Annotated in this window: 21 protein-coding genes; 7 read left to right on the forward strand and 14 right to left on the reverse strand. The window is 52.9% G+C overall.

Features of this window, described 5'->3' with window-relative positions:
• Positions 1 to 18: 18 nt before the first annotated feature.
• From K3T82_RS16820 to K3T82_RS16855, 8 genes are all read right to left on the reverse strand, one after another.
• Complete coding sequence (locus K3T82_RS16820; protein ID WP_220194595.1) at positions 19 to 546, reverse strand: helix-turn-helix domain-containing protein; 528 nt, start codon at positions 544 to 546, stop codon at positions 19 to 21.
• A gap of 344 nt (positions 547 to 890) precedes the next feature.
• Positions 891 to 3332, reverse strand: coding sequence for a penicillin acylase family protein (locus K3T82_RS16825; protein ID WP_220194596.1), 2442 nt, complete (start codon positions 3330 to 3332; stop codon positions 891 to 893).
• 135 nt (positions 3333 to 3467) lie between these two features.
• Positions 3468 to 4916 carry a cysteine--tRNA ligase gene (gene cysS, locus K3T82_RS16830; protein WP_220194597.1) on the reverse strand — a complete coding sequence of 483 codons (1449 nt, stop codon included), beginning with the start codon at positions 4914 to 4916 and terminating at the stop codon, positions 3468 to 3470.
• Between the two features lie 512 nt (positions 4917 to 5428).
• Complete coding sequence (locus K3T82_RS16835; protein WP_220194598.1) at positions 5429 to 5623, reverse strand: hypothetical protein; 195 nt, start codon at positions 5621 to 5623, stop codon at positions 5429 to 5431.
• Positions 5624 to 5750: 127 nt separating this feature from the next.
• Positions 5751 to 5984 carry a hypothetical protein gene (locus tag K3T82_RS16840; RefSeq protein ID WP_220194599.1) on the reverse strand — a complete coding sequence of 78 codons (234 nt, stop codon included), beginning with the start codon at positions 5982 to 5984 and terminating at the stop codon, positions 5751 to 5753.
• A gap of 35 nt (positions 5985 to 6019) precedes the next feature.
• On the reverse strand, positions 6020 to 6175 hold the full coding sequence (locus tag K3T82_RS16845) for a hypothetical protein (protein ID WP_220194600.1): 156 nt from the start codon (positions 6173 to 6175) through the stop codon (positions 6020 to 6022).
• A 275-nt stretch (positions 6176 to 6450) separates the two neighbouring features.
• Complete coding sequence (locus K3T82_RS16850) at positions 6451 to 6870, reverse strand: hypothetical protein (protein ID WP_220194601.1); 420 nt, start codon at positions 6868 to 6870, stop codon at positions 6451 to 6453.
• 254 nt (positions 6871 to 7124) lie between these two features.
• Positions 7125 to 8324 (reverse strand): hypothetical protein, encoded by a 1200-nt coding sequence (locus tag K3T82_RS16855; protein WP_220194602.1) that lies wholly within the window; start codon positions 8322 to 8324, stop codon positions 7125 to 7127.
• Between the two features lie 183 nt (positions 8325 to 8507).
• Between K3T82_RS16855 and K3T82_RS16860 the strand changes: the two genes are divergently transcribed.
• Positions 8508 to 9044, forward strand: a complete 537-nt coding sequence (locus K3T82_RS16860) for a GrpB family protein (RefSeq protein ID WP_220194603.1) — start codon at positions 8508 to 8510, stop codon at positions 9042 to 9044.
• Between the two features lie 24 nt (positions 9045 to 9068).
• Here the strand turns inward: K3T82_RS16860 and K3T82_RS49135 are convergent, their stop codons facing one another.
• Both K3T82_RS49135 and K3T82_RS16870 read right to left on the reverse strand, forming a co-directional pair.
• Positions 9069 to 11336 carry a vitamin B12 dependent-methionine synthase activation domain-containing protein gene (locus K3T82_RS49135; RefSeq protein ID WP_307811080.1) on the reverse strand — a complete coding sequence of 756 codons (2268 nt, stop codon included), beginning with the start codon at positions 11334 to 11336 and terminating at the stop codon, positions 9069 to 9071.
• The gene (locus tag K3T82_RS16870; protein WP_220194605.1) at positions 11228 to 12652 is read right to left on the reverse strand and encodes a homocysteine S-methyltransferase family protein; all 1425 of its coding nucleotides are present in this window, start codon (positions 12650 to 12652) and stop codon (positions 11228 to 11230) included. The genes K3T82_RS49135 and K3T82_RS16870 overlap by 109 nt, the downstream gene beginning before the upstream one ends.
• Before the next feature lie 394 nt (positions 12653 to 13046).
• On the opposite strand from K3T82_RS16870, the gene K3T82_RS16875 reads away from it, so the two are divergent.
• The 3 genes from K3T82_RS16875 to K3T82_RS16885 are packed head-to-tail and all read left to right on the forward strand — an operon-like array spanning position 13047 to position 15591.
• A complete protein-coding gene (locus tag K3T82_RS16875) occupies positions 13047 to 14186 on the forward strand; it encodes a carboxylate-amine ligase (protein WP_220194606.1) in 1140 nt (379 codons plus the stop codon).
• A complete protein-coding gene (locus K3T82_RS16880; protein ID WP_220194607.1) occupies positions 14186 to 14392 on the forward strand; it encodes a hypothetical protein in 207 nt (68 codons plus the stop codon). Before K3T82_RS16875 ends, K3T82_RS16880 begins: the two co-directional genes overlap by 1 nt.
• Before the next feature lie 2 nt (positions 14393 to 14394).
• The gene (locus tag K3T82_RS16885; RefSeq protein ID WP_220194608.1) at positions 14395 to 15591 is read left to right on the forward strand and encodes a carboxylate-amine ligase; all 1197 of its coding nucleotides are present in this window, start codon (positions 14395 to 14397) and stop codon (positions 15589 to 15591) included.
• Positions 15592 to 15621: 30 nt separating this feature from the next.
• Here the strand turns inward: K3T82_RS16885 and K3T82_RS16890 are convergent, their stop codons facing one another.
• Positions 15622 to 16176: a 2'-5' RNA ligase family protein gene (locus tag K3T82_RS16890; protein WP_220194609.1), complete on the reverse strand. Its 555-nt coding sequence runs from the start codon at positions 16174 to 16176 to the stop codon at positions 15622 to 15624.
• A 379-nt stretch (positions 16177 to 16555) separates the two neighbouring features.
• Here K3T82_RS16890 and K3T82_RS16895 point away from each other — a divergent pair, with 379 nt between their 5' ends.
• Together K3T82_RS16895 and K3T82_RS16900 are read left to right on the forward strand one after the other, a co-directional pair.
• Entirely contained in the window at positions 16556 to 17077 is a 522-nt protein-coding gene (locus K3T82_RS16895; RefSeq protein WP_220194610.1) for a hypothetical protein, read from the forward strand.
• The gene (locus K3T82_RS16900; protein WP_220194611.1) at positions 17074 to 18318 is read left to right on the forward strand and encodes a S53 family peptidase; all 1245 of its coding nucleotides are present in this window, start codon (positions 17074 to 17076) and stop codon (positions 18316 to 18318) included. Before K3T82_RS16895 ends, K3T82_RS16900 begins: the two co-directional genes overlap by 4 nt.
• Before the next feature lie 63 nt (positions 18319 to 18381).
• On the opposite strand, the gene K3T82_RS16905 is transcribed toward K3T82_RS16900, so the two are convergent.
• Together K3T82_RS16905 and K3T82_RS16910 are read right to left on the reverse strand one after the other, a co-directional pair.
• Positions 18382 to 19575, reverse strand: coding sequence for an aminotransferase class V-fold PLP-dependent enzyme (locus K3T82_RS16905; RefSeq protein WP_220194612.1), 1194 nt, complete (start codon positions 19573 to 19575; stop codon positions 18382 to 18384).
• Between the two features lie 156 nt (positions 19576 to 19731).
• Entirely contained in the window at positions 19732 to 20493 is a 762-nt protein-coding gene (locus K3T82_RS16910; RefSeq protein ID WP_220194613.1) for a GNAT family N-acetyltransferase, read from the reverse strand.
• Between the two features lie 500 nt (positions 20494 to 20993).
• On the opposite strand from K3T82_RS16910, the gene K3T82_RS16915 reads away from it, so the two are divergent.
• The gene (locus tag K3T82_RS16915; protein WP_220194614.1) at positions 20994 to 22067 is read left to right on the forward strand and encodes a hypothetical protein; all 1074 of its coding nucleotides are present in this window, start codon (positions 20994 to 20996) and stop codon (positions 22065 to 22067) included.
• A gap of 68 nt (positions 22068 to 22135) precedes the next feature.
• On the opposite strand, the gene K3T82_RS16920 is transcribed toward K3T82_RS16915, so the two are convergent.
• On the reverse strand, positions 22136 to 23800 hold the full coding sequence (locus tag K3T82_RS16920) for a mucoidy inhibitor MuiA family protein (RefSeq protein WP_220194615.1): 1665 nt from the start codon (positions 23798 to 23800) through the stop codon (positions 22136 to 22138).
• Between the last annotated feature and the right edge of the window lie 195 nt (positions 23801 to 23995).

Raw genomic sequence — 23995 nt, forward strand, 5'->3', positions numbered from 1 at the left:
TGCATGAGAAATACAATGTTATGGTACTTCTTTATTGTTTAGGATGGCTGGCGTATCTTCCAGATTGAACGAATCGACCCTCGTCGTGAGAGCTTCGGTAACGGCTTCAAGCTCCTCAAAGCTTAACGCGGTCAGTTTGCGAAAAAGTGCCAGATAGGCTCTAGGATTCGAAGTGCTGGCGAGAAACTGTAGTAGTGCATGTAAATCTGGCTCTGAGCGCCATTCCGTGGCGCTGGCATCCAGCCAGGTGTTCAGGCGTTCATCTCCTGTATCGAGTGAGGTAAGCAGGTCTGTACTGAAATCGGGTGGATCGCTGACGAGATATCCAGGATGGACATTGAAGAAGCGCGCCAGAAGATCTCGGCTAGAGGCGGTCAGATGAAGACGCTTACCACTTTCAAGCTGTGAAAGGTAGGCCTGGCTCAGGGTCTCGTTAAGTTCTTCGCGCATGGCCTGCACAACCTCAACCTGCGTCATCGGTCGCTGGTAACCACGCAATTCGCCTTCTACGGCACGTAAGTGCTTCATTTTTTCTGCTAAATTCATTATTCCACCCATGAATAACTAATTGTTATATTGAATATAACTGATTGTAATTTCTTTTGTCAAGAGATTAAGGGGAGACATTATGGCTAGGCGTAGGTATTCTATTGTAAGAGCGTGAGTTGTTTGGAGGAATGGGTGTGGGAGAGTTATACAGGTAAAAAAAGGAGGACCTGCTCTTTGGGGTTATTGAGCAGGTCCAGTGACCTGAAAGGATGCTTCGCAAAGCCTGTGACTCACTCTGCTAGCGCATAGCTATACTATACAAGATACTTGTCAAGAAAGAGTCAGAACTCTGTAAAGTTTCTGTTGACTTCGATGACTACAATCTCTCAGCAACGGTAAACTCATGGATGAGGTGGATGTAGGATCAGGGTGCCTTCTGTGAGTGTCTCGATATGCTTGCGCTCAAAGAGCATTGGATGGTGGCGCACATCAAGCCACATTTGGATGAAGTCATCATAGTGCTCGCTATTGGCATGCCCGGATTGTCCTGGGGCATGCCCCGAGAGTGAGTGCGAGAGGTCCGCGAGATCGACAATCTGACGGTAGGAGGGCACGGTAATGACGGTCTCGGGCTCGGCGGGTGAGACGGTGCCCATGTTGACGGTATCAATATCGCCGCCAACGGCGTAGGGGCCGCGATTAAAGATCTTCTCCAGAGCTTTCACCGAGCCCAGGGCATGATTATAGGTCATGCGGTGAATGGAGCCATACTGCCAGTTGAGCAAGTTCTCGCCGCGCTTGTCGCGTAACTCGCCCAGGGCCGCTTCAAAGGCCGCGCGTAGAGCCTCACTCCATGAGTGTGGACCATTGCGCATGGGGTTCTCGGCGAACCAATCATCATCATGTTCCTTGAGCAGACGTATAAGGAGCGGGCGCTCGCGGCTGGCATAGCCGTTGAGGGTTGCCATGATAGTTGCACCAACTCCAAGGTAGCTATTGATCAACTCCTGATCTTCGCCAACGAGCGCGTCGAGGACAAGGCGGGTCAGTTTGCGCAAGAAGGTCGTATAGATGGCTGCGCCGATGCTTTCCGGCGAGAGTACATGGTCCCAGGTGCGTAAAATGTCTTGCGCGGCGCGCTCATGTGGCGTACGCGGCTCTATACTCAGGATGTAGGGCACAAATTCTTCCGCTGGCAAGGAGTACTGGTCGGCTTGGATACGCGCCATGTCGGCGGGCGTAAGCTTGCCAGAACTGGTCAGCAGATCACGGATGCGCTGGGCGCGGTAGCCATTGAGCCACTCATTACTGATATAGTAGGGATAGTTATCGTCGATAACGCGATTATTGGCGGTCGCGATAAAGTGTTGTTCGGGATTGAAGGTCTGGGGTAATTCGTCGAAGGGGATGTAGCCCTGCCACTCATACTCACCTGTCCAGCCGGGAGAGGGGAGGAGGGCTTGCTGCTGCTGGGGACGAATGGGAATCGATCCCGCCATCACATAGCCGATATTGCCCTGGCGGTCGGCATAGACAAAGTTCTGTGGTGGGACATCCCAATCGCGCAGCCCTTCGCGGAATTCGTCCCAGTTGGTGGCGCGGTTGATCTTCTGGACTGCCCAGGCGATGTTACATTGCTCTAGCCCGGTCCAGCGGAGCGCGAGAGGAAGTTCACCTTTCTCCTCGCCCATGTTCTCAAGTGGTGGCATCTTGGTAATGATGGGGCCGTGGCGCGTCACGCGTACATCCTCTACTACAGGCTCCTCGCCCTTGATCTTGATGTACTCGCGATAGACCTTCGCGTTCTCCCATTGGCCCTGATACTCGTACTGGTTTGGGTTATCGGGATTGAACTTCTCGATATAGAGGTCCTGTACGTCGGAGACGGCGTTGGTAACGCCCCAGGCGATATGGCGGTTATGTCCAATCACGACGCCAGGCGAGCCTGGAAAGGATGCGCCAACGACATCGAGGTCACCCATGTTCAGGTGGCACTCGAACCAGATGGAGGGTGCGGCCTGGCCCAGGTGTGGATCATTACAGAGGATGGGGAGTCCCGTTGTGGTCATGGTTCCATCGACGACCCAGTTGTTGCTCCCGCCCATCATACCGAAGCCTGTGAGCTCTTTGATGCGTTCATACTGGTCAAGAAGGCCCGGATTGATACCTTGATAGGCCACGCCGGGTGGGATGATAAGAGGATGTGCGGGATCATAGCCCGCTTCGAGTTTGGCGGCTCGCTCGACTCCAATGCTGGCGACCAGACGCGCGCGGGTCAACTCGGTTTCCCAGTTTCCGCTCAGGTTCCAGCCAATCATTTTGCCCCATTGTAAGCAGTCGGCTAGCCTCCAGGGGTCGGGTCTGAAGCGCAAAATAGCGAACTCGGCGGGCAGTTGGCGCTGATGGTGCTTTATATAGGTGTTGACGCCCAGAACATAGGCGGTAAGAATTTGCTTCATCTGCTCGGGAAGCTGTTGTACACCCTCAAGAGCGGAACGGTGCATCCCGAGTCGGCGACTGAAGCGATCTACTTCTAGTGCGACTGGGCCGACGATTTCTGAGAGGCGACCAGCACCAATGCGCCGGTTAAGTTCCATTTGCCAGAGGCGCTCTTGCGCGTGTATAAAGCCTTGAGCGAAGAAGAGATCGTCTTCATTCCGGGCATATATATGTGGAACTCCATAATGATCGGTGATAATCTCGACGGAGTCATGTAGTTCCGCGAAATGTAAGGTCCCTTGTTTCTGGGGACGGGCGCAGCGCGAGAGGAGATTAAAGGAGCCGGAGGCAAAGCCTGCGAGGTCTTCGGCGGTCTGGATTGTTTTACGCCACCAGGATGCCATGTCGTGCCCTCCTTGAGTGTCTGCTTGGCGGCTAGACAGTAAAATAGCAGCAGGGCACCCCGGATGGGGCCCTACTGCTATTTTACCTCATGTAGTGCTTGCATGCTAACTTTGCAGGCACCTCTATATCCTGGTTTAGACCAGTTCAGTGCCTTTGGGCGTGTCACGAACCTCGAAGCCGAGAGCTTTAAGCTGGTCGCGTAGCTGATCTGAGCGTGACCAGTTGCGTGAGGCGCGAGCCTCATCACGCTGGCGCACAAGTTCCTGAGCTTCGTCGCTGATCTCGCGAGGTTTCTTCGGCTCAACGGTATCCAGGCGCAGACCGAGCACTCGGTCAAAATCCAGGACCAGGCGGCGGCGCTCGGCAGGCTCTAGCCGCTGATTGCGTGCCGTCTCACGCGTGATGGCTAGCGCTGTTGGCAAATCCATATCGTTATTGATGGCCTCATGGAAGGTCTCGCGCACTCGCTGGCCCTCCTCTGACCATTCTGTCGACGCCTCTGTGATCGGCAACTCGGCTAGATCGTCGCGCAGGTTGTTGAGCGCATTCTGGGCGGCATGGATTGAGTCGTCGGTATAGTTGACCTTCGAGCGATAATGGGCCGTCAGTAGCAGGTAGCGGAAGGCCATGGGATCGATGCCCTCTTCTTTGAGCGTGCTGACGAGCAAGACATTTCCCTTGGAGCGTGCCATTTTGATGCCTTCGCTATCGGCCTTCATCTTGCGATTGCCAATGATGAGGAACTCGCCATGCATCCAGTATTTGACAGGCTCCTTGTCATAGACGCCCTGGCTCTGAGCGATCTCATCCTCATGGTGTGGGAAGAGTAGATCGAGTCCGCCGGTATGGATATCGAATTGCTCACCAAGGTACTTGGTCGCCATCGCGGAGCATTCAATGTGCCAGCCAGGGAAGCCAGAGCCCCAGGGGCTATTCCAGTTCATCTGGCGGCTCTCATCACCGCTCTTCCAGAGCGCGAAATCCTCGGGAGAGCGCTTATCTTCTGCGACCTCCATCTGTTCGCGCCCATGCCCACCCGCGCGCAGGTTCTCGATGGTATTGCCAGAGAGCTTGCCGTAGGTGGGGAATTTGGCGACATCGTAGTAAACATTGCCATTGGCGACATAGGCCAGCCCCTTCTCGATGAGCTTGCTCGTCATTTCCTGCATTTCGGTGATATGATCGGTCGCTTTGGGATTGAGGTGAGGCGGCAGGATATTGAGTTCGGCGGAATCGCGCATATACTGCTCGGTATAGCGCTGGGAGATGTCATAGGCAGAGAGTCCGGTGACGCGTGCCTCATGCTCAAGCTTATCCTCGCCTAGCTCTTCGGTATCATTTTGCAGGTGCCCCACATCGGTGATATTACGTACCAGGTAGACATCGTACCCATTGTACTCAAGTACGCGGCGCAGCCAGTCGGTCATGATGAAGGTTCGCAGGTTGCCGACGTGGATGTCCTTGTATACCGTGGGGCCGCAGGAATAGATAGTGACGCGTGGTGGATTGAGTGGCTGAAAGAGCTCGCGCTCACGCGACATGGAATTGTATATGTAAACTGGTTTCTCAGAGTTAGTTGGCATGAGCTAATGATCCTCCTCTTGCGTTCAGGTGCATCTCTTGCATGGGCTTCCTGGTCATGAGTCGTTGCGCACGGGTCGTAAGTGCATAACACAAGACCGGGTTGAATAATCTAAAGGGGATAGCTCAGGCGGAGACGTGCGGAAGAGATGAATGTGTACAATTACTGGCAAACATGGTCTATTCCTGCAATCAAGAGGCAGGGCATAGCGACGGAGCGGTGTGCTCTAGCCTGACCTGATTGAGGCGCACGTCAATTACGTTCACGAAGGGCTGAGCTAAAGCGAGAAGGGCGGCCTTCGTGAACGCAGCGACAGGCGCAAGAGTGAATCTGTTTGCGATGCTGCGTATACCAGTACACAAATGAACTCCAGGTATGAGATGTTAGTGAGTATATTCTGACCTATGTCAGTATACCATATCGGCGCGCGAGAGTATATCTTTTACACGTTAGTCGAAACTCAAGCACACGAAGGGCTTCACATCAGATCTTAGAAATGCATACTGACACTGTCTAGCGTGTTGCTTGGCGCGCTAACAAGAAGAACGTCAGGCCGACAACAAATGAAGCCAGAGCTGTGATGATATGTGTCTGGCGCTGATCAAAGAGAAAGAGAACCAGCCAGCCTATGCCGACCAGTGTCCAGGCTACCGATCCAACATACCAATTCTTGAGCCATCGTGATGCCCATTGCCTGGCTTTTGTCATGCTTTCTCCCTCCTCATCCCTGAGTAACAGCAACAGCTCCTCTATCACTACAAGACGCCTATATTCATAATACGATATTTGAGGTGGGAAAGGTAACTGTATGTGCGCACCACTCATGCCTGGGTCGCTATCCTGTTGGTCGGAGCGAGCGTTGCTGATGCCTGCTGAGGAGTAAACGAATGACAAAGGCTATGACCACAATAGCCAGGGGGAGGGCGAGCCAGGCTCCCCCCGATCCGAAGAAGAACAATGAGGCAACAGGAACAATGATGAGAGGTATGACCATGCCGTAGCTGAGCGTACGTAGTTTCGGGAAGAAAAGCAGTACCAACATTGCTGGATAGATGATTGCATAGAGCATGAGTGCTATGACCTGTGAGATCAGGCCAAAGAAGCTCAGATATGTGCTGATCCCCCCATATTCGCGGTATGCATAACGATAAAGAGCACCAGTTGTCCAATACTAAACAAAAGGGTGGGAAGGAGTGCAATAACGAAACCGAGAGCAAATGGAAAGGTAAGGCGTTGATAAATTGCCCGAAAGGCTTGCATGTTATCGCTCCTCCACAGATTGAATACTGTTCAGATTCCAAACACTGTTTGGAAAACAATAGCGCCACCAGAAAGGCTCAAGTCAGACAAGCGAGCAGTCGTGTTTTCAGTATAGACTTGCCGCAAAGAGGAAAGGGGGAGGAAACAGCCATTCTTATAGTCTTGAGCGGCGGGAGAGATGGAGAAACAATGTCCCGTCTGTGCTTCGATAGGCTGACTGGGTTCTGTCGGGGGCAGGGGATTGGAGGGGATTGTGAAGGAGGATCCTTAGCGGGCTATTTATGCCTATCCTGGTAGGTGCGGAGATCATCGGCGAGCGCGTAGCGAGCAGGATGTTCGGTATCGATGAGCACGTTGATGAGGTAGCCTTCGCGGTATTCTTCAGGTAATTGCTTGAGGGGGCGGCTACGAAAGGTATAGGCCTCTTCAGTCTCAGGATCAGTCCATTCCGCGATGACGATGTGGCGAACTGACGTGGTTTGAGGGTGGTGCTCTTCTGTCTCATTGGTGGAGGGGACTGGTTGGGAGGCGGATGCGAGCAGATGCAGTTCGCGGATACGGGCCTGGATGGGAGTACCATTGAGAGCAAGCCAGTGCATCTCCTGGCGTTCAATATATGCCATGCTTACAAGAAAGAGAATGAACGCCACAACGGCAACACTGAAGATGATAAGCAAGATTAATAACCAGGGCATAAGTTATTTGGCCTCCTGATATTCCGCTAGAGTGTGTCTCCGCTATGTGACACGCATACGCACTATTATAGGCGATCCGCGCCAATCTTGCACTGGGTTTTAGTGTGGTGCTGCTGCTGAAGCGACGCGGCTACATATGATGAGTAGACGTATGAATGGGAGCGGTTAACATTAGTTGCATCTGATGTTTGTTTCGCTCTTCCAAGCGCCTCCTTCCATATGTAGCCGCGTCGCTTCAGCAGCGGCATTCCAGGTTATTCTTCCTTTCGTTTCCCAATCTGGGTGGCGTCGGGGTCGGCATTGGGGGGCAACTGATAGCCTCCATAGGCTGTACCGGCTTCGGGGCTGATTGGGTGTGGTTGGGCCTCCTGTTGTGGAGTGTATTGTTCCGATCCATATTGCTCAAAAGGGGCAGGTTGAGCAAAGGGATAGGAAGCGTTGGGTGTTTGCGCGGGATCTGCGAAGGGATTGGGTGGTTGTGGGGTATATTGTCCTGACCCATAATGTTCGGAGGGTGCGGGTTGGGCAGGTGGATAGGAGGGAGAGGCGGGTTGAGCGAGAGGCGCGGACTCAGTGGGCATATAGCCAGGATAAGAAGGATGTGAAGGCTGGACCTGTGGCGTGGGTGCTACAGGCGGGTAGCCAGGATAGGATGGGTGAGAGAGCTGAGCCTGTGGCGTGGGTGCTACAGGCGGGTAGCCAGGATAGGATGGGTGAGAGAGCTGAGCCTGTGGCATGGGTGTTATCGAGGGGTAGCCGGGATAAGAAGGATGAGATGGTTGTGCGGGTGGGTACGCAGCATAAGGCGATTGCGCTTGTGGCGCGTATGGCATAGGCGCGCCAGGATATGGCGGGACCTGTCCTGGTTGCATTACCATGTAAGAAGGAGACCCTACCGCTTGTAAGCCACGGCGGAGGAATAACCCCACAATGAGAAGGATGGCTCCCAGGATGATGGCCCCTGTTCCAATGGGCCAGTCATTCTCGTAGCGTCCTTGGGGATTCTGAACATACTGGCGTGTATTGATTGCTACTGACTGATTGCCGCTATTTGCTACTAACTGAACCAGGCGATAGGCGGTACCGCTGATCGTGTAATTCTCTTCTCCTTCGTTACTGGTATCCTTGCCTGTAATATGAATCGGTGCCGAGGTTGCATCGTCATAGCTAATCATGTATGAAGTTGGCGAAAGACTTAGCAGATCATCCCAATTCACGAAATCGGCGGTATTCATATAGTAAATGTTAGGATCGCCTTTGAGTTGAATGTAAAAGATAGCTTTGCTACTGCTATTGCTCATATCGCTGCTGGGATCGAGAACAGTGTGAATGAGCTTATCGGGACCACTGGCTTTGTACCCCAGGTAGTGTGAGCGGGAGCCGTAGATTATGCCACCAATGACCAGGACTCCCCCAAGGATGAGAAGGAGCAGTGATGTTTGAGTGCGGCGCATCAGGGAAACCTCATTTCTGCTGCAAGGATGTCGGATTTATTATTTATAATAGCGAATATATTGTTCTTATTGTACGCTACTTAATCACAAATGGACAGGTCGTGCTCCACAAAAGGGCTATGCTACAATAATGTCTTCTATTGATGCGTGTGAATATATATTTGCGAGATGGGGCTAATAAGTATGCAGAAGATTGTCATTATGTCCTACGATGTAAGCTGGCCGCATGTCTTCGAGAAGGAGCGGACGTTGATCGAGGGTGTGATTGGGGCATACGCCGAAGAGATACAACATATTGGGAGCACATCGATACCGGGATTAAGTGCCAAGCCAATCATTGATATCCTGGTCATTGTGCGTAGCCTGGATCTCGTTGCAGAATGTGTTGGACCTTTGGAGGCGCTAGATTATATGTATCGAGGCGAGAACGGCATTCCAGAGCGACACTATTTTGTCAAGCCGCACGGCGTCTCCTCTTTCGAGCATCTCTTTCATCTGCATATGATAGAGCGTACAAGTGAGCAGATGAGGATGGTTCGCTTCCGTGACTACCTTATCGCGCATCCAGAGGCGCGCCAGGCGTACCAAGAACTAAAGATAGATCTAGCGGCACGCTACGGCTCCGACCGGGTAGGCTATACCGATGCCAAGGCCGATTTTGTGCTCGACATTGTGCGGAAGGCTGAGGAAGAGTGCCACCGAGAAGGGGGCAGTTCATAAGCTGCGCCCCTTCTTGATGGTTGATTATACTAAGGCAGCCTCAGTGGCGCGCACTGAGAAGTAAGAGGATTGAGGGTGGTGAACAATGATCGCGGCGGTTGACTGCTCCGGTACGAGTTGATAAGACTCGGTGAGGGAGACGCCAATCGACGCGGTAACGGGAAGGACCTGGAAGAGCCTCTCATGATCCTCCAGATCAGGGATCGCGGAATAGCCCCAGCTATAGCGGCGACCTCGCTCCCCCTCCAATCCTAGCTCCTGGCGTACGAGGCGGTTTGTATACTCCGCCAGTCCCTCCGCCATCTCGACGGCGAGCCCATGAACGAAGTAGCCCTCAGAGTAGTCTCCTGCCTGCTGTAGCTGTTCAATGTAGTCTGACGCGGCGCTTCCCATCGTTACGACCTGAAGGGGAACGACATCAACATTGCCGCTCTCGACAGACGCGAAGTAATCGGCGAGGCAGAGGCGGTCACGTTCACGCTGGCGTGGGAAGCTAAAGCGCTTGAACTCGCGCCACTGTGAGACTGGCTTGCCACTCTCGACTTCGCCGGGCTCATAAACGATAAGCTCATTGCCGCTGGACTGACAGGGATAGTAGCCATAGACCACTTTAGGCTGCAAGTAACGCAACTGGCGAGCTGAGCGCATCATACGCTCCAGGCGGGGCTTGAAGTCTTGCTCTACCAGGCGCTCAAACTCTTCGCCATGCGATTTACCGCCCCAGTGCAGGCGATAGAGCGTCTTGATATCCATGCACTCGGCAACATCCTCTAGACCGATGCGGTCGAGCACGCGGGCCCCCCAGAAGGGAGGGCGTGGGAGCGTGGCGAGGGGCTTAATGCTCGCGGAGGGGGTGGTATCTATCTGTGTCTGACTGGCTGGGGCGTCCGCCTTTCCGCTGGCTTTGCGTTGGCGCTCGTTGATGGCCTCTTGCTTAATCTTCTGCACAAAGTCTGAGCGTTGCTCGCTTGGACTGGTCAGGCGGTCAACGATATCCAGGCCCTCAAAGGCATCGCGAGCGTAGAAGACACCCGGTTCATAGGGAAGTGGCGTAGCCTCTGGTGTCTGCTCATCCACGAAGAGGATACGGCGACCGAACGAGCGATTGATGGCCGCGCCACCAATAATGACCGGGAAATTGTGTCCGCGCTTGTGCAGTTCTTTGACGCAGAGCGGCATCTGTTTTGAGGTGCTCACCAGCAGCGCCGAGAGCCCGATGGCATCGGCCTTCACCTCGATAGCCTTCTCAATGATTGTGTTCAGAGGAACCTGTTTGCCCAAATCATAGACGGTATAGCCATTGTTAGTCAGGATCGTATTGACAAGATTCTTACCGATATCGTGAACATCGCCAAAGACGGTTGCCAGAACGACCTTGCCCTTGGTATAGCCCTCCTGCTTCTCCAGGTAGTTTTCCAGGTGCGCTACAGCCTTTTTCATAACCTCGGCGGATTGTAGCACAAAGGGCAGGATCAGTTCGCCCGCGCCAAAGCGGTCCCCAACATCTTTCATCGCGGGTAGCAGCACTGTATTGAGGACATCGACAGCGGCTTCATCGGTCGAAACAGCGTTTTCCTCGGCACGCTGTTTGATTATCTCATCAATGAGGGGCTCGATACCTTCTTTGCGCCGGTGGAGTATCTGCCAGTGGATGCGCTCGGCTGTGCTCATGCCTTCAGTGGGATCGGCCTTCGTTGCCCCTTCGGTCTTTTGTGGACCGTGGGACTCGAAGTATTCGATAAAGCGCGGCAGTGCATCAGGGCGATTGAAGATTAGATCCTCGGCTAACTGGCGCTGCTCGCTATCGACCTCGGCGTAAGGCTTGATATGGGTAGGATTGACGATAGCCATATCAAGGCCAACTTTGACCGCGTGATAGAGGAAGACGCTATTGAGGACAGCGCGCGCGTGCTGCTTCAGTCCGAAGGAGACGTTACTTACACCCAGGACTGTCATTACACCTGGAAGCTCTTCCTTAATACGTCGGATACCCTCAAGCGTATCAATACCCGCCGTTTGTAGCTCCTCCTGCCCGGTCGTAATCGTAAAGGTCAGGGGATCGAAAATCAAGGCGTTGGGAGAGAGGCCATATTCATTGACACAGATATCATAGATCTTATGCGCGATTTCTACTTTGCGCTCAACAGATTTCGCCATCCCCTCTTCGTCAATAGTCAGCGCGATCAGGGCTGCTCCATGTTCGAGCGCGAGCGGGACCACACGCTCAATGCGCTGGCGACCGTTCTCCATATTGATGGAATTGATGATGGCGCGTCCAGGATAGATCTCCAGGGCGGACTGAATGACATCGCCCTCAGTTGAGTCGATGACCAGGGGGCCTCGATTCCCATAGAGAGCTTCTTGACGGTCTTTGCCATCTGGTCAGGCTCATCGACGCGTTCAGTCAGGGCTACCTGGACATCGAGAACGTGAGCGCCACCCTCGACCTGTTCGCGGGCGATGCCGAGCAAGGTATCATAGTCGTCCTTCAATAGAGACTGCTTGGCCTTTTTGCTCCCTTGAGCATTAACGCGCTCGCCGATGAGGAGAGGGGCCGGGTCCTGCTGCATCTCGATGGAGCGGATAGCGCTGGAGACCAGGGGAGGCATAATACGACGAAAATCTTTCTCCTCGATGTTGGCATCAGCCTGGGGGCGAGCCTGGCGTTTTACAGGTCGGCAGGCGCGCACGATGGCGTCCAGGTGCTCATGTGTGCTTCCACAACAGCCGCCCACGATATTGACGCCAAACTCTTCAATGAAGTCGCGCAGAGCTTCAGCCATTGGCTCCGGCTCCATGGGATAGACTGCCTGCCCATTGACGTTCAGTGGAATACCAGCATTGGGAATGGTTGAGATAGGGAGGCGGCACTGCTCAGCGAGATAGCGTACAGGCTCTCGCATATGTTCAGGGCCGGTTGAGCAGTTAAGGCCAATAATATCTACACGCAGGGCCGTCAGGGTTGTCATCACTGCGGCGATATCCGTTCCCAGTAGCATGCGTCCGCTGGTATCGAGCGAAACCTGGGCCTGGATCGGAATGCGGCGACCAACTTCCTCCATCGCGCGCCGTAAACCAGTAATGGCGGCACGCACTTCAAGGATGTCCTGGCTCGTCTCGATCAGAAAGACATCGATGCCACCTTTGAGCAACGGGACCCCCTGCTCATGGAAGATCTTCGCGAGTTGCTGATAGGTGATATTGCTTAGCATGGGATCATCGGAGGAGGGCAGCATACCAGTGGGGCCAACGGAGCCCGCGACGAAGCGCGGGTGGCTGGCGGTACTATAGCGGTCAGCTAGCGAGCGAGCAAGATGCGCAGCCTCAAAGTTGACCTCGTAGGTGAGGTGTCCTAGCTGGTACTCGTCGAGCTTGAGACGGCTGGCGGTAAATGAATTGGCCTCAATGACATCACAGCCAACCTCAAGGAAGCCAGCATGAATCTCCTCGATCACCTTTGGCTTGGTCAGGACAAGATATTCATTGCACCCTTCAAAAGACTGACCGCCGTAGTCTTCAGCGGTCAGGTGATAGCGCTGGATATTCGTACCCATCGCGCCATCGAAGATAAGCGGGCGGCGAGTCAGAGCAGAAAGATACTGATGCATAATGTTTACGACCTGCTTTCAAAGAGAATGGCTGGCGTGTAGTGACGCGCTGATACATCGTTGTAGCAGGCGAAATCTATCTCAAGCCCTATTATATCATGCCTGTGCCCTAAAGATGAGTAGGGAGGTCAACTTTTCCTGGTTTATCAGGTTCTGTTTCTGAGGTGTGCTATTCGCATCTTTCCTTATCTCTAAGGCCCGCTATGTGGGCCGATCCTCGCATGTGGAGAACTGGGAAGTTTTGATGAGAAATAGATTCGTATACCTGAGAAGAAAAATTTTAGTGTAGAATAAATGTAAGAATGTCTTTAGGGTTGTAGGATGAGCTTTGTATCAATTAAAAGGAAGAAGACTCTGAATATCTTCAGCCATCGCCTGAAGAAGGAGCTTATGCATGCCGACACGCTTTACTCTAGGCATTGAAGAAGAGTTTCAGCTCGTAGATGATCGTACAGGAGAGTTGCGGTCCTGCGCACCTACTATTCTGGAGAAGGGATATGCGCAGTTTGGCGAACTGATTAAGCCGGAAGTATTGCAGACCACGTTAGAACTGACCTCACCGGTATTTACGGATATTGGGTCGGCGCGTCGAGCATTGGGTGTCTCAAGGGCGAGACTGGCGAAACTAGTTGCGAGTGAGGGGCTTGCTCTCATGAGTGCTGGCACTCATCCTTACTCATCCTGGCAAGATCAGGAGAGTAGCAAAGGCGAGCGTTATGATGAGTTGATTGAAGAGTATCGAGATCTGGTCCTGTCGGATCAGATCTTTGGCTTGCATGTACACATCGGAATTGGTGAGAGTGCGCGCGAGCGGAACCTGGGCATCAAGGTGTTGAATCAGGTGCGGACATGGTTACCGCATCTGCTGGCTCTTTCGACGAATGCACCTTTTTGGGAAGGGCGCTACACCGGGCTCAAGTCGTATCGCGCGATTCAATGGAAGCGCTTTCCTCGTAGTGGGGTCCCAGATGTCATGGCTTCGTGGGACGAGTTTGAACGTTATGTACGGAGTTTAGTTGACCTGGGGGCGATAGACAATGGGAAGAAGGTCTGGTGGGATGTGCGTCCGCATACCTTCTTTTCAACGTTGGAGTTTCGCGTCTGTGATATGCCTTCGACGCTTGAGGACACACTTGCTATCGCGGCCCTATGTCAGGCATTGGTCGTCAAACTGGCATGGCTGAATGCGCGTGGTCGCGAGATGCCTACCTGGCAGGGGCGCTATATCGATGAGAATAAATGGCGAGCTACGCGTTATGGGCTGAACGCAGAATGGCTTGACTTTCAGCGTGAGCAGTCAATCAGCATGCGCGATGCCATTGCCGAAATGCTGGACTTTGTGGAGGATGTGGCGGAAGACCTTGGCAGCCAGCGAGAGATGGAGTATATACGTGATTTGCTGGGGAATCGGCATGGAACCGGTGCTGATCGCCAGATCGCTGCCTATAAAGAGAGTGGTGGTGATCTCAGATGTGTGCTGAGCTTGTTGCGCGAGCAAACAATGCGTGATATTAGCCTGGATGCTGTGCTCTGATGACCTGTTCTGAAAAGCATTTGCCAATGCCGCCTGTACAGGCGGCATTGGCAAATGAATGGCCTGTTCTAGTTGAGGTTCTCTCGTTGCGAGAACTGGTCGTCTGTCGATGGGTGACTCTCTTTGGTCGGGAGAAACGTTACACTAGAGTGGTGAGGAATAGTGGCGTGGCAATAGCTGAGTATCAGCCAGTGGGAGGAATCTAAAGATGAGTGTGCCAGAGCAGCAGACGACCGCGAGGAACTTCTCGCTTGGCATAGAAGAAGAATATCAGCTTGTACGGCAGGAGAATGGCTCGCTGAGTTCGAGTGCTCCGTTCGTGCTGGAAAAGGGCGCGCCCTATTTTCAGGAGCAAATAAAGCCTGAGATGCTACAATCTACGATAGAGTTTATTTCCGGTGTGCTTCCAGACATTCGTGCGGCGCGTAAAGAGCTCTATACCGCCCGCGCCCTGCTAGATCGCCTGACAAAGGGTGATGGGCTCGCGCTAGTGAGTGCGGGAACGCATCCCAGTGCGGCCTGGCGTGATGAGCGTCGAACCGAGAAGGAGCGCTATCAGGAACTTGAAGAAGAGTACCAGGATGTGGGGCGTGCCATCCTGATCTTTGGCTTGCATGTCCACGTCGGCATTTTAGACAAAGAGATGGCGATTCGTGTTATGAATCAGGTTCGTACCTGGCTCCCACATATCCTGGCGCTCTCGACCAATTCGCCCTTCTGGCAGGGGCGGTATACAGGTCTTAAGTCGTACCGTACCGTCGTCTGGAAGCGTTTTCCACGCGGTGGTATGCCAGATGTCATTTCTTCACGTGCTCATTTTGATCGCTTCGTGCGTGATCTGGTGGATATGAAGTGTATTGATGATGGTAAGAAGATCTGGTGGGATATTCGGCCCCATCCCTACTTTGATACGCTAGAGTTTCGCATCTGTGATATGCCAGCGACGCTTGAGGACACGCTTGCCATCGCTGCGCTTTGTCAGGCGTTAGTGGCTAAGCTTGTGCGACTCAACGAGCGTGGCGATGGACCACCAGCTAGCCCACGCGATTACATAGAAGAGAACAAGTGGCGAGCTATGCGTTATGGTCTGGACGCGGAGGCATTGGACTTCGCCCGGCACCGTAAGCTCAAGATGCGTGATGCGCTTCATGAGGTTCTCGACTTTGTAGATGAGGTCGTTGATGATTTGGGAAGCCGTAACGAGATGGACTATCTACGCGCCCTGCTGGACGATCCACGTGGAACGGGAGCAGATCGTCAGATCGCGGTCTATAAAGAGAGTGGTGGCGACATTGAGGCTGTGCAACGCTTCTTGATTGAACAGACTATGCGTGGCGTCGCACTGACAGAGTTAGATTTCAACGTCCCTTTTATGCATTTTATGATGCACTCACGTATAAGCTAGTATATGCTTAAAAGGGTGTGTGGAAACGTTCTAAACGTCCACGCATCCTTTTAAGCATGACTGGTGTGCGAGGGCCTGACCATCACCATTATCATAGATAAGTGCCAGATTATCGACATGTAGATCCCAGGTAAAATCGCGTGTGCAAAGATAGGGCATGACCCGCGCCAGATTGCATTTGTTAATGTCGGCGAAACCGAGTGTAATGTGTGGCATCCACTGATCGGGATGATAGAGCTCGGAATGCCCGCTACTCAGCTTGTAATATCGTAGCTCAGACCAGAGTGCACGATGAAACGCGTTCAGCCGGTGGTTACGCACAATAGGGATATAGAGCACAGGTTGCTCACCCGTAAAGAGGGCCAGCCCTGATGTGCGAATGTGAAAACTGGTCTGCTGAGTCGCAAAGTCGCATAAGAAGGTCCTTAGTGCGGGAACATGGTAATCCTGGGCGATATGGTAGGAGAAGTGAGGGTAGGGCGTAATGTAGACGCCTCGCAGGCCGAACTCATCCCTGAGCTCAGCCCAGAGTTCCTCAATGACCCGATAATACGTCGCATCCAGTAATGAGACGATGCCTTGCATGATGATTGTACCTCTTCAATGGCGGAAAGTCCTTGTGAGGCAGGACGGGTCTCTCTACTTATTTACTAGCATACTCCTGTTGGCAATATGTTTTTTTAGCTCATCAAGAATATATTTGCTAATAACACTTCTCAGCGTTCAAGCACTTCGCGTATGTAGAGGTAATGGATTCTTTAATGGCGAAAAATAGACTTGCTGAGAGATGCGCCCCAAGTTTGTGAGATATCTCATTTCTTATCCACTTGTAGATGTGTTATATTCGCATATGCAAGCGAGTAGGCAAGTGCATATTGATAAAAATCGTGCATATTATTGTGAAGTGAATGCCGACTGTGACTGCATCAAGCCATGCACTTGTTGCGAAGAAGGTGAGAGAAAAGTGAAAAAAAGCCGATATCCTCTAGTCAGCATGTTGAGTATACTACTGGTCATGTTAATAGGCTGTAGCAGCGGTGGCGATACGGCAGTCAAGCCTACTCCCACGACTCCAGATGTAAAATATGTGGACTATGACCTTAAGATTCCAGCCGAGGCGTTGAACTCGCCCGAGATCGGTCCACTTCCAGGCGACACCAAGCTTCATGTTCTGGTAACCTTTAAGGCTAACCAGGATGAGTTGAAGAAGCTCAAAAACCTGAAGCAACAGGCAGATCAGAACACCGATTTGTCGCAGGAGGCCAACAAGATCGGCATCACTGATGAGCAGTATGCCAAAATCAAGAGCTATCTGGGAGTCGACGGCGTCAATCTCAAGCTTGATACTCTGCATACGAACATGAGTATGGATGCCAAGGCAAGTCTGCTTGAGACGCTGCTACAAACGACCTTTGTGCAGCATAAGCTCAAGGACGGTCGGGTCTTCTTTGCTCCTAAGACCGCCCCAAGATTCCCAATTTCATGAAGGATCGTATCGTTGCTATCAATGGTCTCGATAACTATAGTAAACCACCTAAAGGTCACTCGAATGTCCTGCAATCGACGAAGACCAGCACAACGACCAGTAAGCAACAGAACGCTGGCAACTGTGATATCAATCCCCAGGTTTTAAACAATAAACAGGTCGCGCATGCCTATGGTTATGATAGCTTCTGGCAGAAGGGCTTCTCAGGCAAAGGGATGGTTGTGAATCTGGTAGAGTTGGAAAGCTTCGACCAGAACGACGCGCAAACCTACTTCGATTGTGTTGGCTATAAGGGCAAGCTGAATGTCATCGACGTTGACCAGACTCCTCCATCTGGCAAGGGCATTGGTGAATCGACCCTGGACATTGATATGGTGGCAGGTCTGGCTCCTGATGCCACTATCAATGTCTATCAGGGCGTGGACCCATATGATGGCACATCCTCCTGGGCGACGTTTAATAATATCCTGGCAAAAATTGTCGAGGACAACGCGGGTAAGCATGCGCCAAGTGTGGTGAGCATTAGCTGGGGTAGCCCTGAGATTGATGTCACCGAAGAGTCTTACAATGCCATGAGCGCGAATCTTCAAATTCTGACGGACGCTGAGCATATGACTGTCTTTGCAGCCAGTATGGACTGTGGGGCCTTCGCAGCGCGCCAGTGGAATCAACTCGGTGTGAGCTATCCTGCTTCCGATCCCTATGCCACAGCCGTAGGTGGTACATTCTTAAATGTCGATGCGCAGGGGAGTCGTAGTGGCGAGACGGTGTGGCAAGATGGCTCGGACAAGTCGCAATGTGAGAATCAATGGGGAAGTGGTGGCGGCTTGAGTGATACCTTCGATCAGCCCAAGTATCCTACCTCTACTGGTATGCAGAACAAGTACTCAAATGGGCATCGGCAGGTACCAGACATCTCTGCTGTGGCCTTTAACCTGGCGGTTTTCTACAAGAGTGAATGGTATATCTTCGCGGGCACTAGCGCGTCAACCCCCATTTGGGCAGCGGGCCTGGCGCTTATGAACCAGGCCTTGATCGCGAAATATCACCTCTACACGTATGGGAATGATCTCTTCTATACCGTGGGGCAGGCAAAGCAGAGTAGTAGTGGACCATCGTACTTTGATGTGGTTGAGGGCGATAATCTCTATTATCCAGCGACGGTGGGTTGGGATTATGCGACGGGCCTGGGGACACCTAATCTAGTGAACTTCTACAACACTGTTGAAACGTTGCTGTAGTCTATCGCATAAAAGGAGAGGGCAGGGGCATGTACCCTGCTCTCTCTCCTTTTTGCTGGCGTATTAGAAGGCTGTTGAGGCGAGGGCATCGATGCGCGCGCAGAAGCGCTCAATCTCTTCTTCGGTATTGTAGTAGTGAACTGAGGCGCGTACCATTGTGCTCAGATGGCGACTCTCCATATCCAGCAGGGTACTACTGAGCTCTGAAATGGAGACGTTGATCTGCTCACTGGCGAGTTGGCGCTTGATCTCTTCTGGTGTTAACCCTTCGACAGTAAAGGTTACGATGCCGCACTGGATAGAGCCACGATCATGTACAATCACGCCTGGAATGGGGCTGAGTTGTGTACGTAGTTGATAGGCCAGTGCTTTGAGACGTCGCCAGATATTGTCGAGGCCCCAGTCAAGCGCGTAATCAATGGCGACTCCCAGACCGATCTTGCCCGCGAAGTTGCATTCCCAGTTCTCAAAGCGGCGCGCGTCCGGGCGCATCTCATAGCTATCGCGTGAGGTCCAGGTCGCGGCATGTAAGTCGAGCATAGGTGGTTCCAGTTGCTCAAGGAGTGCGCGGCGCACATAGAGGAAGCCCGTGCCGCGAGGCCCACGCAGATACTTGCGCCCGGTCGCGGAGAGCATATCGCAGCCAATCTGTTCTACATCAATAGGCATCTGGCCCACCGACTGGCAGGCGTCGACGAGGAAGAGAATGTTGTGCTGGCGCGCGAGCTTGCCAATGGCCTGGACCGGGTTAACGAGTCCACCATTTGTAGGTACATGCGTGACCGAGATTAATTTCACGCGCTCGTCGAGCATACCGCTTAGGGCCTCGACGTCAACCTGCCCATAGAAGTCATTGGGAATGGCTTCAACGACTGCCCCGGTCTTACGCGCTACCTGGAGGTACGCGATATAGTTACTGGCATATTCTGAGATTGAGGTCAAAATGCGGTCGCCAGGCTGAAAGTTCAGACTGTAGAAGGCCATATCCCAGGCGCGAGTGGCGTTCTCAATGCATGCTACCTCATCACGGGAGCAATGGATAAGGGAGGCAATGGCGTCATAAGCATGTTCCAGGCTGTCCTGAGCCTGAGCCGCGGCTTCATAGCCACCAATTGAAGCCTCAAGGCGCAGATGGTCGAGAGTGGCAGTGAGTACTGGCTCCGGCATAAGAGACGCGCCAGCGTTATTGAAGTGCATGACGTTCGCGCTACCTGGTGTCTCTTGCCTGGCGCGCTCTACATCGAAGACATAAGGCATGGCTGTAATTTCCTGTTTCTGCTAAATAGCTGCTGTGTCTCCCTATCTTATCACACGGCTAACTTCATAGATTCTCGCCACTCGCGGCATGAAGTGCCTATCTCTCAGTTTCTTGCTGGAAATGATAGGAATCGAACAGAAAGTGGTCCTGGAAGCCTATCTGACGATACAGGGGGCGCCCATTTCCGATGCCTGTAATACCGCGATATGATAGCCCAGATCACGAGCTTCTTGGAGAGCTGTAAGTGTCATGGCAGCGCCGAAGCCTTGCCGCCGCATCTGAGGGATCGTTGCTACATTGTAAATGCCCGCGATCCCTGCATGCAGCAACAGTACTGAGATGGTAACTGGTTTCTCGTCGACGTAGCCTATATAGTAACGTACAACAGGATCATTCAGGAATTTATCCCCATAATTGATGTTAGACAGGTGATGCGCGAATGGCTCGGGAAATTCGAAACCAGCAATCATTGCGTCAATATGGTGTTTGAACGTTTTCTCATTGTCCGCGACTCGGATGGTCAACCCGGCTGGATGTTCCATGTGGGCCGCTAAGTGCTGTAGGTCCAGCACCATTGAGCGTACTTCTCCAACCCTGAACCAGCCATTTGTATGTAAGCTATCTTCTAAGCTGGCACTGCGTATGGATGGACCAACGTCCCAGCTCATAGCGCCGTCAGAGGTCGCCGCTATCTGTGTGAGTGTGGCGTCGATTCTATCTTTGGGGGTATCAGGCGTAAATGGAGTATAAACGACCTTATTGAATTGTAGCCGCTCCGTCACAAACCATGCTGCCTCTAATTCATGATAAAACGTGGCCGCGAAGATATTGCCAAGATAGCTAGTGGCTGTTTGGTACATACTCTCCGTCGCTTTCCCCAAAGAAGGATGCGAAAGGCTTTCTAAGATAACAGGCATTTTCTCTATCTCCTTTACTGACTATAGCAACCAGGCATTGACCGTCGAAATGATAGGCCTATTTCCAACTTTAATCGAAATTGCTTCATATTATTTTACCTCTCATTGCTTTCATCGGCTCTCGAAGAAGGTTGAGCAAGGTAACGTGAAAGCACATCTTATAGAGAGGAAATAAATAGTTCTGTGCGAATGTATGCAGGGATCAAGAGGTGCCATTGGGCTTGCCTGCTGCACCTCTTGATCCCTGCGAAGCGCTTTAGCGCTGAGAAATTACTATTTTAGTGGAGCGCCCACAGGCAAATAAGAATGCGCCAAGAGTACTACCCAGGGGCCAATATTGAGTTTGCGGACCAAATTCCTTTAAAATTGTCATTATATTGATGCATTAGTGGTCTATACCAATGAGGGGACTTTGAACACAATGCATAGTACATGTTGATGTGGGGCTGCGTGGATGCAAGCGACCAGCTTATGCAGGTACGAGGAGGTACACCGTGAATATGGAAACGTACAAACGTGCACATGGATTGACAGAGGTAAAGACCTATAACCTCTGTATTTTGGGGTTTGGGAATGTTGGGCGCGCTCTAGCGCGGCACCTGCTGACAAAACGTGAGGAGTTGCGCGAGGAGTATGGAATCGAATGGCGTGTAACTGGTATTGCCACTCGGCGACTTGGCTGGATTGTTGATCCACGTGGGTTGGACCTGGAAGCAATTGCAAGAGGAGAATACCCCGAAGCTAGAGCCTATGAGACTCAAGATGTGCGTGGATGGTTGCAAGAGGCCCAGGCAGATGTGCTCTTCGAGTTGACTTCAACGAACCCTCAGACGGGACAGCCCGCCATTGATTATATGCGCACGGCCCTCGAACATGGCGCGCATGTGGTGACTGCCAACAAAGGCCCTGTTGTGCATGCCTATCGGGAGTTAGAGGCGCTCGCACAGAGCAAAGGCAAGCGCTTCCTCTTTGAAGCGACGGTGATGGCAGGCGCTCCTATCTTCTCTCTTTATCAGCACACGCTCCCTGCGACCAAGCTGATGCGCTTCCGGGGTCTGCTCAACGCTACATCAAACGTGATCATCCATGAGATGGAGCAGGGAAAGAGCTTCAATGAGGCCGTGTCGCGAGCTCAGGAGTTAGGAATCACCGAGACGGACCCGACGCTGGATGTAGATGGCTGGGACTCGACCGTAAAGCTCTGCGCTATCGCGAATGTCTTGATGGAGGTTCCCTTAAAGATAGATGATGTGAAGCGCGAAGGGCTGCGTGAGCTTCAGACTGAAGAGCTACGGCGCGCCAGGGCAGAGGGGACACCATACAAGCAGGTCGCGACTATTGAGCGCACTGAGCATGGTGTTGTCGCGACGGTATGCACAGAGAAGCTCGAAGCGAGCGATCCCCTGGCGGCGGTTAGCCCACCCTCTATGCTGGCGCACATGGAGATGGATATCGTTCCGGGCGGCTTGACAGTGACGCTACACCTTCCCGAAGAGGAGACCGCTGGTCCTGATGCGACCGCTTACGATGTGCTGGCAGATTTTATTCGTGCCGTTTCCCCAAAGGGAATATAAAAGCTAATAGTCTTAAGGAGGGGAGTACAGACATGTTGCCTGTGCTCCCCTCTTTGCTTTGTGGCTGCCTATACTGGCTCGTCGATAGGTGGGAGACCGATGATCGTGATGTTGCGCGGATGCTCAACCAGGAAGCGATATTCGACCTTGTATTCGCCGTCGGGTGGAAGGGTAAAGCTCCACGTGGAGAGGGCGAGTTTGGTCTGTTCGGTTGGCGCTGGTTGCAGGTGGAGCGTCTTGATCTTGACGCGCTCATGCTGCGAGACTGGCAGATGGTCGCGCAGGACTACTTGCCTCGGATAGGCGGCGTAGTTATGGACAGTAATGCGGTAGCCATAGGTCAGGCGGCGCAGGTCGCTTTGTAGCAGTACGCCCTTATCCACGCTTCGCTCTGTAAGCTTGCGTTCGACCTTCAGGCTATCATCGACGCCAAGGAAGAGCTTGAAGCGCTCAGAGGTCGCTGTTTGCTTAATGCTCGACGTTCCCACATATTCACCCGCCAGGAAAATATGAGTTATTCCAGCGAGGAGTACGCGCTCAGTTGTGTTGGTAATAGTCGCGCGCAGGTGTACATTGGTCTCAAGTACGGGAGCACTGACGTAATCAAAGGTGCAGGGGAGGCGGTCGTGCGCGATGGTGGTCTTGTGTGGCGAGCCATTGGAGGGGATATCAACCCGGCGTGCCACGCGGAAGATATAGGCTGTGCCACTACTCTCAACCCGCGCCGTGGCGATCTCGGCTGGCGCGGAAACGGCGGCTGACGCTGCCCCCACTGCGTAGGTCGTATCCATCTCCTCATCTTCATACTCTTCCGCTGCCATACTCGCTCTCATGGGCATGGCAAGGCGCTTGGCTGACTGAACTCGCGGAGCGGAGGCGGGCATTGGAGGAGGCATGGGTGTGAAGGTTTCGATATACCAGGGCTTTAATTCGGGCAGAACGGAAGCCAGGCTGGGGCGCGCGGTCGAAAGCGCGATCTGGACATCGTTCCAGTCCTCATCGGTACGTTGGGTGACCACACCAACATAGGTTAGCTCAACCTCGCCCTTATTCCCGTCCTCATCCAGTTCGACCCGGACGTCGTACTGGGGTTGCCATGAGGCACCCGTGACGATATAGGAGATTTCAAGGGTGATCTCGCCTTCTTGCGCTACCTCAAGAGCGACCACAGCCGCGAGGCGGTCAGGGACATTTGTCTTCTGCTTCTGGGTGTATTCGCGGCGGCGCGCGTCGATATCCTTCTGGAGGCGCTTGAGTTGTGCCTCTAGATCGAGTGCCTCCTCGGCATCTTGTCCGGATTGCTGCGAGGCAAAGCGAAAGAAATCCGCGATATCCTGGGACTTTATTTGTCCACGCGCAAGCCCACTTGAAAAGTTAGTCGCCTGGTCACCCAGAGAGCGCAACCATTTGCGGCGATCCTGAAGCGCGCCCTGGCGTGACTTGAGTAATTGCGACTGTTGCTCAAGTTGCTCGATCTCGACTTCAAGTGTTAGCAGATCATCGCGGGTCGTATAGCTATGGAAGGCAGTTGTGACATCGACATTGAGAATACGCATCCCTTCTGGTCCTTGACCGGAGGCGCGCAGTGTCTCGCGTATAAATTGTGGCAGATCATTGATGCGCAATTCATGTTCGCCGGGGGTCAGGCGTGTATTGCCTCTACGCGTTACAAGGGCGCGGTCATTATAGACCGTGACCTCGGTAATTGGTGCCTGGATATCGATGATGTCCATGTATGATCTCCTTTACCATTAATCCCTTGCAGTAAAAGACATTCGTCAATATGACCTCAGCGCGGCTAGTCTGGCTTACTCCTTATCCGGAAACCTGAGCGCGCTTGTTACAACGAACATCAACGCTGCCTTCGCGGCAGCTAGCGCCAAGCGCTCAGATGTTCGCGCAAGGAGTGCGCGCTAGCCGCGACAGCG

Origin of the sequence: Ktedonospora formicarum (assembly GCF_016587355.1) — a bacterium.
In the GTDB taxonomy this organism is placed as follows: Bacteria; Chloroflexota; Ktedonobacteria; order Ktedonobacterales; family Ktedonobacteraceae; genus Ktedonobacter; species Ktedonobacter formicarum.

Excerpts from the sequence above, each read along its gene's own strand:
- K3T82_RS16820 (WP_220194595.1), bottom strand. The coding sequence starts at position 546 with ATGAATTTAGCAGAAAAAATGAAGCACTTACGTGCCGTAGAAGGCGAA.
- K3T82_RS16825 (WP_220194596.1), bottom strand. The coding sequence starts at position 3,332 with ATGGCATCCTGGTGGCGTAAAACAATCCAGACCGCCGAAGACCTCGCA.
- cysS (WP_220194597.1), bottom strand. The coding sequence starts at position 4,916 with ATGCCAACTAACTCTGAGAAACCAGTTTACATATACAATTCCATGTCG.
- K3T82_RS16835 (WP_220194598.1), bottom strand. The coding sequence starts at position 5,623 with ATGACAAAAGCCAGGCAATGGGCATCACGATGGCTCAAGAATTGGTAT.
- K3T82_RS16840 (WP_220194599.1), bottom strand. The coding sequence starts at position 5,984 with ATGCTCTATGCAATCATCTATCCAGCAATGTTGGTACTGCTTTTCTTC.
- K3T82_RS16845 (WP_220194600.1), bottom strand. The coding sequence starts at position 6,175 with ATGCAAGCCTTTCGGGCAATTTATCAACGCCTTACCTTTCCATTTGCT.
- K3T82_RS16850 (WP_220194601.1), bottom strand. The coding sequence starts at position 6,870 with ATGCCCTGGTTATTAATCTTGCTTATCATCTTCAGTGTTGCCGTTGTG.
- K3T82_RS16855 (WP_220194602.1), bottom strand. The coding sequence starts at position 8,324 with ATGCGCCGCACTCAAACATCACTGCTCCTTCTCATCCTTGGGGGAGTC.
- K3T82_RS16860 (WP_220194603.1), top strand. The coding sequence starts at position 8,508 with ATGCAGAAGATTGTCATTATGTCCTACGATGTAAGCTGGCCGCATGTC.
- K3T82_RS16870 (WP_220194605.1), bottom strand. The coding sequence starts at position 12,652 with ATGCATCAGTATCTTTCTGCTCTGACTCGCCGCCCGCTTATCTTCGAT.
- K3T82_RS16875 (WP_220194606.1), top strand. The coding sequence starts at position 13,047 with ATGCCGACACGCTTTACTCTAGGCATTGAAGAAGAGTTTCAGCTCGTA.
- K3T82_RS16880 (WP_220194607.1), top strand. The coding sequence starts at position 14,186 with ATGACCTGTTCTGAAAAGCATTTGCCAATGCCGCCTGTACAGGCGGCA.
- K3T82_RS16885 (WP_220194608.1), top strand. The coding sequence starts at position 14,395 with ATGAGTGTGCCAGAGCAGCAGACGACCGCGAGGAACTTCTCGCTTGGC.
- K3T82_RS16890 (WP_220194609.1), bottom strand. The coding sequence starts at position 16,176 with ATGCAAGGCATCGTCTCATTACTGGATGCGACGTATTATCGGGTCATT.
- K3T82_RS16900 (WP_220194611.1), top strand. The coding sequence starts at position 17,074 with ATGAAGGATCGTATCGTTGCTATCAATGGTCTCGATAACTATAGTAAA.
- K3T82_RS16905 (WP_220194612.1), bottom strand. The coding sequence starts at position 19,575 with ATGCCTTATGTCTTCGATGTAGAGCGCGCCAGGCAAGAGACACCAGGT.
- K3T82_RS16910 (WP_220194613.1), bottom strand. The coding sequence starts at position 20,493 with ATGCCTGTTATCTTAGAAAGCCTTTCGCATCCTTCTTTGGGGAAAGCG.
- K3T82_RS16915 (WP_220194614.1), top strand. The coding sequence starts at position 20,994 with ATGGAAACGTACAAACGTGCACATGGATTGACAGAGGTAAAGACCTAT.
- K3T82_RS16920 (WP_220194615.1), bottom strand. The coding sequence starts at position 23,800 with ATGGACATCATCGATATCCAGGCACCAATTACCGAGGTCACGGTCTAT.